The organism is Mycetocola reblochoni REB411 (assembly GCF_900163835.1).
Classification (GTDB): domain Bacteria; phylum Actinomycetota; class Actinomycetes; order Actinomycetales; family Microbacteriaceae; genus Mycetocola_B; species Mycetocola_B reblochoni.
Window position 1 is genome coordinate 37,672 of record NZ_FUKR01000066.1, and the last position, 14,334, is coordinate 52,005.

General features: G+C 70.4%; 10 protein-coding genes. 5 read left to right on the forward strand and 5 right to left on the reverse strand.

What is annotated here, in order from left to right; genetic code table 11:
* A complete protein-coding gene (locus FM119_RS11650; protein ID WP_087138320.1) occupies positions 1-3,021 on the forward strand; it encodes a bifunctional [glutamine synthetase] adenylyltransferase/[glutamine synthetase]-adenylyl-L-tyrosine phosphorylase in 3,021 nt (1,006 codons plus the stop codon).
* 139 nt (positions 3,022-3,160) lie between these two features.
* Here FM119_RS11650 and glnA read toward each other — a convergent pair whose 3' ends face one another.
* Positions 3,161-4,585, reverse strand: a complete 1,425-nt coding sequence (glnA, locus tag FM119_RS11655) for a type I glutamate--ammonia ligase (protein ID WP_087138321.1) — start codon at positions 4,583-4,585, stop codon at positions 3,161-3,163.
* 138 nt (positions 4,586-4,723) lie between these two features.
* Between glnA and FM119_RS11660 the strand changes: the two genes are divergently transcribed.
* Complete coding sequence (locus FM119_RS11660) at positions 4,724-5,152, forward strand: RDD family protein (RefSeq protein ID WP_087138322.1); 429 nt, start codon at positions 4,724-4,726, stop codon at positions 5,150-5,152.
* A gap of 268 nt (positions 5,153-5,420) precedes the next feature.
* Here FM119_RS11660 and FM119_RS11665 read toward each other — a convergent pair whose 3' ends face one another.
* Positions 5,421-6,137 carry a DUF4191 domain-containing protein gene (locus tag FM119_RS11665; protein WP_087138323.1) on the reverse strand — a complete coding sequence of 239 codons (717 nt, stop codon included), beginning with the start codon at positions 6,135-6,137 and terminating at the stop codon, positions 5,421-5,423.
* Between the two features lie 183 nt (positions 6,138-6,320).
* Here FM119_RS11665 and FM119_RS11670 point away from each other — a divergent pair, with 183 nt between their 5' ends.
* Positions 6,321-7,508 carry a hypothetical protein gene (locus FM119_RS11670; RefSeq protein WP_143822704.1) on the forward strand — a complete coding sequence of 396 codons (1,188 nt, stop codon included), beginning with the start codon at positions 6,321-6,323 and terminating at the stop codon, positions 7,506-7,508.
* Positions 7,509-7,594: 86 nt separating this feature from the next.
* Here the strand turns inward: FM119_RS11670 and sucB are convergent, their stop codons facing one another.
* From sucB to FM119_RS11685, 3 genes are all read right to left on the reverse strand, one after another.
* Positions 7,595-9,022: a 2-oxoglutarate dehydrogenase, E2 component, dihydrolipoamide succinyltransferase gene (gene sucB / locus FM119_RS11675; protein WP_087138325.1), complete on the reverse strand. Its 1,428-nt coding sequence runs from the start codon at positions 9,020-9,022 to the stop codon at positions 7,595-7,597.
* Positions 9,023-9,071: 49 nt separating this feature from the next.
* Positions 9,072-10,445, reverse strand: coding sequence for a dihydrolipoyl dehydrogenase (lpdA, locus tag FM119_RS11680; RefSeq protein WP_087138326.1), 1,374 nt, complete (start codon positions 10,443-10,445; stop codon positions 9,072-9,074).
* A gap of 92 nt (positions 10,446-10,537) precedes the next feature.
* Complete coding sequence (locus tag FM119_RS11685; RefSeq protein ID WP_087138327.1) at positions 10,538-11,986, reverse strand: leucyl aminopeptidase; 1,449 nt, start codon at positions 11,984-11,986, stop codon at positions 10,538-10,540.
* 90 nt (positions 11,987-12,076) lie between these two features.
* Between FM119_RS11685 and FM119_RS11690 the strand changes: the two genes are divergently transcribed.
* Both FM119_RS11690 and FM119_RS11695 read left to right on the forward strand, forming a co-directional pair.
* The gene (locus FM119_RS11690) at positions 12,077-13,000 is read left to right on the forward strand and encodes a proteasome assembly chaperone family protein (RefSeq protein WP_087138328.1); all 924 of its coding nucleotides are present in this window, start codon (positions 12,077-12,079) and stop codon (positions 12,998-13,000) included.
* A 19-nt stretch (positions 13,001-13,019) separates the two neighbouring features.
* A complete protein-coding gene (locus tag FM119_RS11695) occupies positions 13,020-14,321 on the forward strand; it encodes an MFS transporter (RefSeq protein WP_087138329.1) in 1,302 nt (433 codons plus the stop codon).
* Positions 14,322-14,334: the final 13 nt, after the last annotated feature.

Here is a 14,334-nt window from a genome sequence, read left to right on the forward strand (position 1 = left end):
ATGGCCCGTGATCCCGGGGTCCTCTCGGCCCTCGCCCGCTCGGGCTTCGCCTCGCTGAGCGCCTCCCGGCTCCGGCTCGAGGAGCTGAGGGACTGCGGCGTCGACGTGACGGAGTGGCTCGCCGACTTCCGCGCGGCCGCCGACCCGGACCAGGCTCTCGTGTGCCTGGCCGACCTGGCGTCGCGCGTCCCCGAGCACCTGGAGCCCGTCCTCGGCGACGAGCAGTGGCGAACGAACCTGCTCACCGTGCTCGGTGCCTCGCAGGGGCTGGGGGAGTTCCTCCTCCGACACCCCGACGAGCTCGCCGTGCTGCGCCGCACACCGGCGGTGCTTCCCTCCGCGGCGGCGATGACCTCGGCACTGGTCGACGCGGTGACGCTCGCGATCGACTCCGGCGACGACGCGGACGCGGACCGGATCGCGCTCGCCCTCCGCGTCGCGTACCGGCGTCAGCTCGCGCGGATCGCGGTGCACGACCTGAGGGCGCCAGAGCCGACGGCGGTCTTCGAAGAGGTGTCCGCCGCGCTGTCCGATCTGGCCGGTGCAGCGCTGGAGGGTGCACTCCTGGCCGCCAGGGCGATCATGGGCGCACACGGACCGTTCTCGGCGGACCAGGTCGCCGCCACCCGGCTCGCGATCATCGGAATGGGCAAGGCCGGTGCCCGCGAGCTGAACTACGTCAGCGATGTGGACGTCATCTACGTCGCCGAGTCCGCCGATGAGGAGCTCGTGTCCTCGGGCAGGGCCGTCGAGATCGGCACCCGGCTCGCGATGACGCTGATGCGCGTGATCAGCGAGACGGGCGTCGAGCCGGCGCTGTGGGAGGTCGACCCGAACCTCCGGCCGGAGGGCAAGCAGGGCGCGCTCGTACGCACGCTCAGCTCCCACCTGGCGTACTACGAGCGCTGGGCCAAGGGCTGGGAGTTCCAGGCACTCATCAAGGCACGGCCACTGGCCGGCGACGGCGCGCTCGGCGAGGACTACGTCGCCGGCGTCGCCCCCTCGGTCTGGTCGAGCGCGGGCAGGGAGAACTTCGTCGAGCAGGCGCAGCACATGCGCGAGCGCGTCGCCGAGCACATCCCCGCCGATCAGCTCCACTACGAGATCAAGCTCGGACCGGGGGGACTCAGGGACGTCGAGTTCACGGTCCAGCTCCTGCAGCTGGTCCACGGCCAGACGGATCCCTCGGTGCGGCTGCGCGGAACGCTCGAGACCCTCGACGCGCTTGCGCGCGGCAGCTACATCGGCCGGGAGGAGGCGACGGCCTTCGCCGCCCACTACCGCTTCCTCCGCGTCATCGAGCACCGGCTTCAGCTGCAGCGGCTGCGACGCACCCACCTCATGCCCAGGGACGAGGACGAGCTGCGCGTGCTCGCCCGCTCCACCCGGCTCGCCCCGACCGCGCAGGCGCTGGTGACGCGCTGGGAGTCGACGAAGGGTGAGGTCAGGAAGCTGCACCTGCGCTTGTTCTACCGTCCGCTGCTGTCCGCCGTGGCCGCGCTCAGGGAGGACGAGGTCAGGCTCACCACCCCGCAGGCCGAGGGGCGGCTCGCGGCGATCGGCTTCCGCGACCCCGAGGGGGCGCTCAACCACATCAGGGCGCTGTCGTCAGGGGTGTCCCGGAGGGCGACCATCCAGCGGACCCTGCTGCCGGTGATGCTCCGCTGGTTCGCGGAGGGAGCGGACCCGGACTACGGCCTGCTCGCGTTCCGGCGGCTGAGCGACAAGCTCGGCGGGACCCACTGGTACCTGCGGATGCTGCGCGACTCGTCCGGTGCCGCCGAGCGGCTCACCCACGCTCTGTCGACCTCGCGCTTCATCGGCGAGCTCCTCGACGTCGTCCCCGAGTCGGCGGCCTGGCTGGAGAGCAACAAGCAGCTCGAGGTCCGCCCGGCGGCCGCGCTGCGCTCGGAGGCGGCCGCGCTCGCGTTCCGGCACAGCGCCCTCGCCGACGCGGCGAAGGCGGTGCAGCGTCTGCGCCGGCGCGAGGTGCTGCGCATGGCGCTGGCCTCGGTCAGCTCCGTCCTCGACGTCCGCGAGGTCGCGCGGGGCCTGACGGAGATCACCGAGGTCACGCTCTCCGTCCTGCTCGAGCGGATCAGGGCCGAGCTCGGAGCCGCCGAGGACGTGCTCGAGTTCGCCATCATCGGCATGGGCAGACTGGGGGGAGCGGAGACCGGCTTCGGCTCCGACGCCGACGTCCTGTACGTCTACCGTGCCGTCGACGAGGAGGTCGACGCCGGCGCGCTGGCCAGGCGCATCGTCACGGAGCTGCAGAACAGCGTGCAGGACCCACGGCTGCCCTTCGACCTGGACGCGGACCTGCGCCCCGAGGGCAAGAACGGCCCGCTGGCGCGCTCCCTGGAGGGCTACGCGAGCTACTACCGCCGCTGGTCGCTCACCTGGGAGGCCCAGGCGCTGCTGCGGGCGCGCGGCATCGCCGGGGACGAGAGCCTCATCGCCGACTTCGAGTCGCTGGCCGACACGGTGCGATACCCGGAGGCGATCGCCGAGAAGGACGTCAGGGAGGTCAAGCGGATCAAGGCGCGCGTCGAGAGCGAGCGCATGCCTCAGGGCGCCGACCCGCGTCGTCAGCTGAAGCTCGGCCGCGGTTCGCTGAGCGACGTGGAGTGGTTCGTCCAGCTCGTGCAGCTGCAGCACGCCCACGCGGTGCCCGAGCTGCGGACGACGAGCACGCTCGCTGCGCTCGATGCGGCGGCGGAGCACGGCCTGATCGCGGAGGACGACGCGGTCCTGCTCCGCGAGGCGTGGCTGCTGGCGTCGCGGCTGCGCTCGGCGAACATGCTGTGGCTGAACCGGGCGAGCGACGTGCTGCCCTCCGACCGCGTCGCACTCGACGGCATCGCCCGCATCCTGGACTTCCCGCCGCGCTCCGCGAGCGTGCTGGAGGAGGAGTACCTCGCGGTGACCCGGCGCGCCAGGCAGGTGTTCGAGGCCGGGTTCTACGGCGAACCGGTCAGCGAGAACCGGGGCGGCGCCCGGCGCATGTACGGCGGCTAGCGGCCGCGGTGGTTCGACCGGTCGGGGGCTCGCCCCTGGCAGTGCCCCTCACACGTGCGGGAGGCACACGGTTGCGGGCCCGCCCAGCGTGAGCTGGTGCGGGCCCGCAGCGTCCGGCTGGACGCGGTGATCGGTCGGATCAGACGCCGTAGTACAGCTCGAACTCGAAGGGGTGCGGGCGCTGCGCCAGCGGCAGGATCTCGTTCTCGCGCTTATAGCTGACCCAGGTGTCGATGAGCTCCTGGGTGAACACGTTGCCCTCGAGCAGGAACTCGTGGTCGGCCTCGAGCGCCTGCAGCGCCTCCTCGAGGGTGCCGGGAACCTGGGGAATGCCCTTGGCCTCCTCGGGCGGCAGCTCGTAGAGGTCCTTGTCGACCGGCTCGTGCGGCTCGATGCGGTTCTTGATGCCGTCGAGGCCGGCCATCAGCTGCGCGGCGAAGGCGAGGTAGGGGTTACCGGAGGCGTCGGGCGCGCGGAACTCGATGCGCTTGGCCTTCGGGTTGGTGCCGGTGATCGGGATGCGGATCGCCGCGGAGCGGTTTCCGGCCGAGTACACCAGGTTGACCGGCGCCTCGAAGCCCTTCACCAGACGGTGGTAGGAGTTGATCGTCGGGTTCGTGAACGCGAGCACCGCGGGGGCGTGCTTGAGCAGGCCACCGATGTACCAGCGGGCGACGTCGGAGAGGCCGCCGTAGCCGTTCTCGTCGTAGAACAGCGGCTTGCCGTCGTTCCAGAGCGACTGGTGGGTGTGCATGCCCGAGCCGTTGTCACCGAACAGCGGCTTCGGCATGAAGGTGGCCGTCTTGCCCCACTGCTCCGCGGTGTTCTTGACGATGTACTTGAACTTGAGGATGTCGTCGGCCGAGTGGACCATCGTGTCGAAGCGGTAGTTGATCTCCGCCTGGCCGCCGGAGCCGACCTCGTGGTGTGCACGCTCCAGGATGAGGCCCGCGTCGATCAGCTTGAGGCTGATGTCGTCGCGGAGGTCCGCCTGCTTGTCGACGGGGCTGACGGGGAAGTAGCCGCCCTTGTAGGGGGTCTTGTTGCCGAGGTTGCCGCCGACCTCCTCGCGGCCGGTGTTCCACGCGCCCTCCTCGGAGTCGACGATGTGGAACGACTGGTTCTGGGTCACCGAGTAGCGGACGTCGTCGAAGACGTAGAACTCCGCCTCGGGGGCGAAGAAGGCGGTGTCGGCGATGCCGGTGGAGGCGAGGTACTTCTCGGCCTTCTTGGCGACCTGGCGCGGGTCCTTGGAGTAGATCTCCCCGTTGCGCGGGTTGTAGATATCGAAGATGATGACCAGCGTGCGCTCGGCGCGGAAGGGGTCGACGTAGGCGGTGCTGACGTCGGGGATCAGCTGCATGTCCGACTCGTGGATGTTCGCGAAGCCCCGGATCGACGAACCGTCGAAGAGCTGGCCGACGGTGAAGAACTCCTCGTCGACCGTGGAGGCGGGGATGTTGAAGTGCTGCTGAACACCGGGGAGGTCCGTGAAGCGGATGTCGACGAACTTGACGTCCGTCTCCTTGATGAACGCGAGCACCTCTGACGAATCACTGAACATGTGACGGGCTCCAATGCGGGGTTGGTACGGGTGGGCGCTGAGTTGCTACCGAACTCGAGCGTAGGGGGCCGGGATTACCCGACCGTGACACCATTGTTTCACGCGTGTTACAGCTCCGCGGGTCGGTAGACTGGCGCGGTGCCGAATTCGACCCAGCCCCCGCAGACCTTCGGTCAGCTTCCCCCGAGCACTTTCCCCGGTGAACGCCTCGGGCTGCCCGAGCACGGCCCCGGGAGCGTCGCGAGGGTGGGGCGCCGCTTTGCCGCCTACGGGATCGACGCGGTGCTGGCGTGGATCGTCTACTACGCCTTCTTCTACGAGAGCCCGTGGGCGTCGCTTCTCGTGTTCGCGGCGATGAACCTCGTGTTCATCCCGACGATCGGCGGCACGATCGGCCATCGCCTGATGGGCATGTTCGTCACCCCGCTCCGCGGCGGCTACGTCGGGCTTTGGCGACCGCTGGTGCGGACGGCTCTGCTGTGCCTGCTGCTGCCGGCACTCGTCTGGGACTCGGACCAGCGCGGCTTCCACGACAAGATCGCCGGCACGGTCCTTCTGCGCCGCTGACGGCGCCTTCCGGCCTTGTGCGCCGCCGACCGGTTCACCCGGCACCGTGCGCCGCCGACCGCCGACCGCCGACCGCCGTGCGCGGTAGCCTCCGCCGCTGGCTGTTGATCGCCGGCCACCCCGCCGAGCCGGGTGCGTGGGTGCCGGCGCAACAACCGCCGCGTGTCGGCGCAGCACTGCCGGCATCAGACGACGGCGCCGTGCCCGCCCCGAGGGGTGGACACGGCACCGTGACGCCGCGGGAACGCCGCGACCTGTTATCCGCCGATCAGCGGCCGCGCTGTGGCCTGACCCTGTTCGGGTCCACGCCCTTGGGGATCGGCAGCTGCGTTCCGCCGAGCGACGAGAGCCTGTTGACGACGGCGAGCATCTCCGGCTTGGTCAGCTGCTTCTTGATCGACTTGATTCGCTTGGGGAGCCTGTGCAGCTCGACGGCGTCCTCGTCCGGTCCGACGTTGATCACCTCGACGGGGACGTTCGGCAGGATGCGCGCCAGCTTGCGCTTCTCCTCGGTCACGCTCCGCGACGTCCGCGAGCGCGGGCCCTCGGCCACGAGCACGACTCCGCCACGGCCGACCGCGCGGTAGAGCGCGTCCTGCGTCTTCGGGTTGACGTGGACGGGCATCTCGCTTCCCCGCCAGCCGCGCGGGAGCGAGCCGCGGAACACGGCGCCGACGGCTCCGGGCTGGCCCTCGATCTGTCCGTAGGCCGCGCGTTCGGCCCGACGGCCGAGGATGATCATCGACACGAGCACGGCGAGCAGGACACCGCTCACGATCCACAGGATCGTCCCGATGACGTTCCCGCGTGACAACCAGAGCGACAGTCCGACAGCGGCACCGATCGAGAGCGCGGCGCCGAGCACCATCCACCACACCACGGCGGGGTCATGACGGCGGGTCATGCTGAAGACCTGCCTCATCTGGGCGATACGACCCGGCTCTTTCTGGGCTTTGGGGGTCTTCGTGGTGTCCTTGCGTGCCATGGCTAAAAGGATACCGTGACGCGAAGCGTCTTCGGGACACGGGGCGAGCGTCTCGCGCGGGAGCCCGTCCCGGCCGCTGTGCAGGACGGGAACCTCGCCCTGCACAGCCCGCGACGACGGCGATGTCCAGCCGGATCGCGACTCTCGGCGACTGAGCGCGTCCGAGGTGCGACCATCCACGTCATGACACGTCCTTCCGTCACCGAACGGCTCATGAACTACCGACTGCTCCGCGTGCTCGCCTCTACCGCGGATGGAGCGGTCTATGCCGCCAGCAGCGAGGACGGCGACGTCGCGATCCGGGTCGGCGCACCGGAGGCGAGCATGCGGCTCCTCTCCCGGATGGCGGCGTGCGGTGACGATGCGTACCCTGTGCTCGATCTCGGCAGCACGGCGGACGGCGCGATCGCCATCGTGATGCCGGTGTGCAGGCAGACACTCCAGGATGCGTACCAGACCGGCGATCGCCGCGCCGTCATCGAGGGGATGGCTGCGCTCTGCCGGGCGCTGCTCTCCCTTCACGGGGCCGGCCTCGCCCACGGCAGGCTGCGGGCCCGCCACATGCACCGTCACGACGGTGGCTGGGCGCTGACGGGCTGGCGGGATGAAACGGCCGGGGCGGCCAGCGCCGTGCCGGCTCCTCGTGCCGCGACGGCTGCTGACGACGTCGCCGCCCTGGACCAGATCTATGAGCGCCTTCGCGAAGGTCTCGCCTCACCTGACCCCGTCCGGAGTCCAGGTGGGGAGCACCGGGGACGGACGGGAGCGCCGCACGATGAGTGGCTGATCCCGGAGGCCACTCCCGTCGCGCTCCCTCCTGACGAGCGCCTCGCCCGGGATGCGGCGCACTGGGATCGTCTCTCCCTCGCACACGCGGTTGGTCGGCAGCCAGGGGGTGTCCCGCCCCGCGGCGGGCGAGGACACCGTTCGAGGGTCCGTGCCGACATCGGGGCGCAGCGCAGGCCGGAGCCAGTGCTCACCCCGCCGGCCGAGCCTCTCGCGATGTCTGTGCGGTCGTCGGAACGGGCGCAGCATCCCGACGGTACGTTTCGCCGGGTGCCGCGAGCGGACGAACACCCGTGGCCTGGTGTGCCGATGACCTCGGACGACGCCCCCAGGGCGTGGGCAGGCACGGCGAGACGGCGTCGCTCCGGCGGTGCAGGGGAACGGCGCGTCGGCCGAGCGCGACTTGGCGCAGCACGGAGGCGTGCGGGCAGCGACGGTACAGGGGTCGACAGCGCGGAGAGAGACGATGCGGGCACAACGCGTTCGCGGACGGGCGTCCTGTCAGGGCCGCGTGTGCTCTTCGCAGCCGCGGCGACGGCCGGTGGCCTGGCGGTCGTCGTGTCGGTCGCCACCGGTGTGCTGTGACGCGACCTCGCCGACCCGGACGGAGAAAGACGCGCGGTGCGTATCGTTCCCGATACGCACCGCGCGTCTGCAGCGCTCAGCCGTCGTCAGATGCCCAGAACCGAGCGGAAGTCTCCCGACTCGAGGCGGTTCTTCACCGCGACGAGGAAGCGGGCGGCGTCCGCGCCATCGATGATCCGGTGGTCGTACGACAGGGCGAGGAACACGGTCGAACGAATCGCGATCGCCTCGCCCTCCGGCGTCTTCACGACCGCCGGCTTCTTCGACACGATGCCGGTGCCGAGGATGGCGCTCTGCGGGAGGAAGACGACGGGCGTGTCGAACAAGGCGCCCCGCGAGCCGGTGTTGGTCAGGGTGAACGTCCCGCCGGCGAGCTCGTCGGGCTTCAGCTGGTTGTCCCTGGTACGCGTGGCCAGGTCGGCGATCTGACCGGCCAGTCCCGCGACGTCCAGATCACCGGCGTTGCGGACCACAGGCGTGAGCAGGCCGCGTTCCGTATCCACGGCGATGGAGATGTTCTCCGACTCCGGGTAGACGATGGTGTCGTCCTCGACCGTGGCGTTGATGATCGGGTACGCCTTCAGCGCCTCCGTCGCGGCGAACGCGAAGAACGGCAGGAACGACAGCTTGTTACCGGTCTTGGCGAGGAACTCGTCCTTGACCTGCGCGCGCAGCGCCGCGACCTTCGTCACGTCGACCTCGACGACGGAGGTCAGCTGAGCCGTGTTCTGCAGCGACTCGACCGCGCGCTCGGCGACGACCTTGCGGAGCCGCGACATCTTCTTGGACGTGCCGCGAAGCTCGGACACCGGCTCGGGAACGAAGCCGGCCGACGCGGTCGCCGGAGCCGAGGAGCCAGCCGCGGCGGGAGCCTTCGCGGACGCGGCCTGGAGGACGTCCTCCTTGCGGATGCGTCCGCCGACACCGGTGCCGGTGACGGTCGAGAGGTCCACGCCCTCCTTCGCGGCCAGCCGACGCACGAGCGGCGTCACGTAGCCGCTGCCGCCGACGAGGGAGTCATCGGACGAGGCGGGCGCGGCAGGGGCCGCAGGAGCGGCGGGGCTCGCAGGAGCAGCGGGCGCCGCAGGCGCCGCGGCCGGAGCCGCGGGGGCCGGTGCCGCTGCAGGAACGGGCTCGGGCATGGACTCGGCCTTCGGCGCGTCGTCCTCGGTCTCGGCGACCTGCTCCGCTGCGGCCTCCTCCTCGTCGGTCGGGGCACTCGGCGCCTCGTCCTGCGTGGCGGGCGCGGGCTCGGCGTCGCCCCCGGAGGTGCCGGAGCCGTCGCCGACGCGAGCGAGAGGGGCGCCGACCTCGACGGTCTCGTCCTCCTCGACCAGGATCTCCTCCAGAACACCCGCGATGGGGGAGGGGATCTCGGTGTCGACCTTGTCGGTGGAGACCTCGAGCAGCGGCTCGTCCACCTCGACCCTGTCGCCGACGTTCTTCAACCAACGGGTCACCGTGCCCTCGGTCACGCTCTCACCGAGAGCGGGGAGGTTGACGGACTCGCTCATGACGTTGTCTCCTTCGAAAACTGTGTGGGTTCGTTCAGTTCGGGGGCCATCACAGTGTGTGCAGCGGCTTCCCGGCCAGGTAGAGGAATGCCTCACCCAGAGCCTCGTTCTGAGTCGGGTGGGCGTGGATGAGGGGGGCGAGGTCTTCGGGGTACGCCTCCCAGTTGACGGCGAGCTGACCCTCGTTGATGAGCTCGCCGACGCGGTCGCCGATCATGTGCACGCCGATGACGGGGCCATCGACCTCGCGGATCACCTTGACGATGCCCGAGGTGCCGATGATCTCGCTCTTGCCGTTGCCGGCCAGGTTGTACTCGTAGGCGCTGATCTTGTCGGCGCCGTACTGCTCGGCCGCTGCGGCCTCCGTGAGCCCGATCGAGGCGATCTCCGGCTGGGAGTAGGTGACCTTGGGGATGTTGACGTCCGGGATGACGACGGGGTTGAGACCCGCGATCTCCTCGGCGACGAAGATGCCCTGCTGGAATCCCCTGTGCGCGAGCTGCAGGCCGGGAACGATGTCGCCGACCGCGTAGACGCCCGGCACCGAGGTCTGCAGACGCTCGTCCGTGATGACGAAGCCGCGATCCACGGTCACACCGGCGTCCTCGAAGCCCAGGCCCGCGGTCGAGGGGCCACGCCCCACCGCGACGAGCAGAACGTCGGCGCTGATGACGTCGCCGTTCTCGAGCGTGACCTCGACGCCCTCGTCGTCCTGGTCCACGCTCTGGAACCGGGTGCCGATCCTGAAGTCGATGCCGCGCTTGCGGAACTGCCGCTCGAGGTTCTTCGAGATGGCCTCGTCTTCATTGGGGGCCAGGTGGGGCAGCCCCTCGATGATGGTGACCTCGGCGCCGAAGGAGCGCCACACGCTCGCGAACTCGACGCCGATGACGCCGCCGCCGAGGATGGCGACCCGCTCCGGCACGTAGTCCAGGCCGAGCGCCTGCTCGCTGGTGATAACCCGTCCGCCGATCTCGAGACCGGGCAGGCTCCGGCTGTACGAGCCGGTGGCGAGGATGATCGTGTCGCCGACGATTGTGTCGTCCCCGACCTGGACGCTGGTCGGGGACGCCAGCCGCCCCTCGCCCTCGATCACGGTGATTTTGCGCGCCTTGATCAGGCCCTGGAGCCCCTTGTACTTCTTGGCGACGATGCCCTCGCGGTAGGCCGTGACGCCCGCGATGTCGATCCCGCCGAACTCGGCGACGATGCCGTACTGCGCCGACTCCTTCGTCACGTCCGCGACCTCGGCGGCGTGAAGCAGCGCCTTCGTCGGGATGCAGCCCCGATGCAGGCAGGTGCCGCCCAGCTTGTCCTTCTCGATCAGCGCGACGCTGAAGCCCAGCTCGGTGGCTCGCAACGCTGCGGCATATCCGCCGCTGCCTCCACCGAGGACGACGACGTCAAACTTCTGCTCCGACACTCGGAATCTCCCTTGTGCATCTGGTTGGTGCGTGGTGCCGTGGCGTCTGGTGGGCGGCACGACAGTGGGTTACGGTTTCCCGCTCGACCTTACTACGGAGTGGCCAGTTCCTCGGCGAGCCCGAGCAGGGTCCTGAGCGAGAACGCGGTCGCGCCCTTGCCGGTGAAGCCGTGCGGCGCGTCGGGGTTGTCGCCGGGGCCGGCGATGTCCAGGTGGGCCCACGGAATCCGCTCGTCGCCGCCGTCGACCGTCCCGACGAACTCGCGGAGGAACAGGCCCGCGGTCAGGGTCCCGCCGTAGCCGCCGATCTTCGCGTTGATGAGGTCGGCGACGTTCGACTTCAGCACCTCGCGGAGCTCCTCGGGGAAGGGCATCGCCCACATGGGCTCGTCCGCGGTGCCCGCGAGGTCGAGAATGCGCTGGCCGAGCGCCGAGTCGCCCATGACGGCCGCGGTCCGCCGGCCGAGCGCGACCAGGGCTGCACCGGTGAGGGTGGCCACGTCGACGATCGCGTCGGGGTGCTCCTCCGAGGCCATGACGAGACCGTCGGCGAGCACGAGGCGTCCCTCGGCGTCGGTATTGGTGACCTCGACCGTCGTGCCGTTCTTCATCGTGAGCACGTCATCTGGCCGGATGGCGGTCCCTGAGGGCATGTTCTCGGCGACGCACAGCCAGGCGGTGATGCGGGTCGCCACGCCCAGCCTGGCGGCGGCGACGAGGGTGCCGAGCACCGTCGCCGCGCCGGCCATGTCGTACTTCATTCCCGTCATCGAGGTCGCGGGCTTGAGGGAGAGGCCGCCGGTGTCGAAGGTGATGCCCTTGCCGACGAGGGCGAGGTGGGCCTGGGCGCCCGCGGGGGAGTAGCTCAGCTTCACCAGACGCGGGGGTCGCGAGGACCCCTGGCCGACGCCGGTGATCCCGCCGAAGCCGCCGTCGGCGAGCTCCTTCTCGTCCCAGACCGTCACCTCGACGGGTAGCTCGGCCACGGCGTCGATGGCGCGGGCGGCGAGCTCGGCCGGCGGCAGGTCACGCCCGGGGGTGTTGGCGAGGTCCTTGACCAGCGCGACCGAGTCGGCGACCGCCAGGACCCGCTCGACTGTGGTTGCCGCGTCGTCATCCGTGGTGTGCAGCACGATCGGCGGCACGGTCGTCGCGGTGCTGAGCGTCCCGCGGTAGGTGCGGAAGCGGTAGGAGCCCAGGGCCGCGCCCTCCGCGGCGGCCGCGAGCAGGCCCGCGGGCACGACGATGCGGTAGCTGTTCTCGCCCTCGGCCTTGAGCACGGCTGAGCCGACCGCCCGGCGCACGCTGCGCTCGGTGAGCTCGGAGCCGACGCCGACCAGCTCGATCCTCCTGCCGTCCAGGACGATGACGCCGTGCTGCTCGGCCGTGCCGGTGAAGCCGAGGGCCGACAGCGTCGGCTGGTCGACCGCGTCGCTGCCGATGACGACGGGGGCGTCGCCGGACCGGACCAGGAGCAGGATGGTGCCCTCGTCGGTGCGGAGGGCGTCGTCGGATGTGAAGGTGAGGGAGCTGGTTGCCATGCCTCCATGCTAGGCGGCGGGCCCGGCCTGTTCGCTCACGGCGCGCGGCGTGGGGCAGCGCTCGCGCGCGTGCGCGCCTAGGCTTGAAGGATGCCTCACGCTGACATCTACTCGTTGACCCCCCTCGCCGACGAGGTCCCCTCCGGCTTGCCGCTGGTCATGGCGATGACGGGCTTCGCGGATGCGGGGACGACCTCGGGTCAGCTGATCGAGTTCATCAGGGGGGACCGGCAGTCCCGAACGGTCGCGGCGTTCGACAACGACACCTTCCTCGACTACCGCGCGCGTCGTCCCTCCGTTCTCTTCGACCAGGACGACTTCCGCGACTACACGGCCCCGCGCCTGGAGCTCGCCCTCGCCGACGACGAGATGGGACAGCCGTTCCTCGCGCTCATCGGCTACGAGCCCGACCTGGCCTGGGAGGCGTTCACCGACGCGGTGATGGACCTCGTCGAGCGCTTCCGCGTCTCGGGGGCGAGCTGGGTGCAGGGGGTGCCGATGCCGGTGCCGCACACCAGGGCGCTGGGGGTGGTCGTCACCGGCACGCGTGGCGAGCTGGTGGATCGGCTGAGCGCCTGGCGGACGACGATGCGCGTTCAGGCGACGCCCCTGCACCGGCTTCACGGTGCGATCCGCGACACCGGCAGGCCGGTCAGCGGGTTCGCGGTCCTCGTCCCGCACTACCTCGCCGAGACGGAGTATCCCGAGGCACTGGTCACCGCGATCGACGGGCTCGGCGCGGCCGAGGGGCTCATCCTCCCGACGGACACCCTGCGCGACGCGGGACGCCGGTTCGTCTCCAAGGTCCAGGAGCAGATCGACGGCAACGACGAGCTGCAGCGGTTGATCGCGACGCTCGAGGAGCGGTACGACAGCGAGCTCGGCGACGCCACGGCCCGGTCGCCGCTCACCGACGGCGCGGGCGAGCTCCCCAGCGCGGACGAGATCGCCGCCGAGCTCGAACGCTTCCTCAGCGGACGCGGCGACGAGCAGGGAGGGCGGGGCCTCGCCTGATCACCACTAGGCTGAGGGGGTGAATTCGCGCCGTTCCTGGGTTGTCTACGGGGTCGCCGTCGTCGTCTACGTCGTCGCGGTGCTGCAGCGCTCCTCGCTCGGTGTCGCGGGGGTCGACGCCCTCGACCGTTTCGGTGTCACCGCCGCGGCCATGTCGTCGCTCGCCGTCATGCAGCTCGTGGTGTACGCCGGGATGCAGATCCCCGTCGGGGTGCTGATCGACCGCTTCGGCCCGCGCCGGCTCATCATCGCCGGGATGCTCTTCCTCACGGTCGGGCAGACGATCCTGGCGTTGAGCCCACACTTCTCTCTCGCGGTCACCGGCCGTGTACTGGTCGGAGCGGGCGACGCGACGATCTTCGTCTCCGTCATGCGCCTGACCACCTCGTGGTTCAGCGGGCCGATCGTCCCGCAGCTGTCCCAGTGGATCGGCAACCTCGGCCAGATCGGCCAGATCCTCTCCGCCGTTCCGTTCGCCTGGCTCCTTCACATGAGCGGCTGGACCACCGCCTTTCTGAGCGCCGCCTCGCTCGCGGGGATCGCCCTCGTGCTCGCGATCGTGCTCGTGCACGACCGCCCCCGTTCGGCCCCGCGTCCGCCGGCGGCCCCCAGCTGGGGAGCCACGCTCACGGAGGTGCGCGGGAGCTTCGCGCGGCCGGGGACCCAGCTCGGGTTCTGGTCGCACTTCTCGACCCAGTCGAGCGGTACGGTGTTCAGCCTGCTGTGGGGATACCCGTTCATGGTCTTCGGACTGGGCTGGGAACCGTCCCGTGCCGCGGCCATGCTGCTCTTCGTTGTGCTGACCGGCGTCGTGGCCGGCCCGGTCCTCGGTCTGCTGAGCGCGCGCTTCCCCTACCGCAGGTCCAACCTGGTGATCGCCGTCGTCTGCGCCATCCTCGGCACCTGGGCCCTCGTGCTCGCCTGGCCCGGCACCCCGCCGGACTGGCTGGTCATCGTGCTTCTGCTCGTCCTCGGCGTCGGCGGACCCGGCTCCCTGATCAGCTTCGACTTCGCCCGAACGGCGAACCCTCCGCACATCCTCGGCGCGGCGAACGGCGTGGTCAACGTGGGCGGGTTCCTCGCCAGCTTCGTGATGATGTTCCTCGTGGGCGCCGTGCTCGACCTCGCATCCGGTGGCAGCGGCGTTTACGGCCTCGACGCCTTCCGGGTGGCCTTCCTCGTCCAGTTCCCCGTCATCGGGACGGGCCTGCTGATGGTCATGCTCACCCGTCGCCGTTCGCGGGCGACGCTGAGGGAGTCGGAAGGAATAGACGTCGGCCCGCTCTGGGTTGCACTGATGGAGAGATGGCGCGGACGCTGAGCCGGGGCGCTCG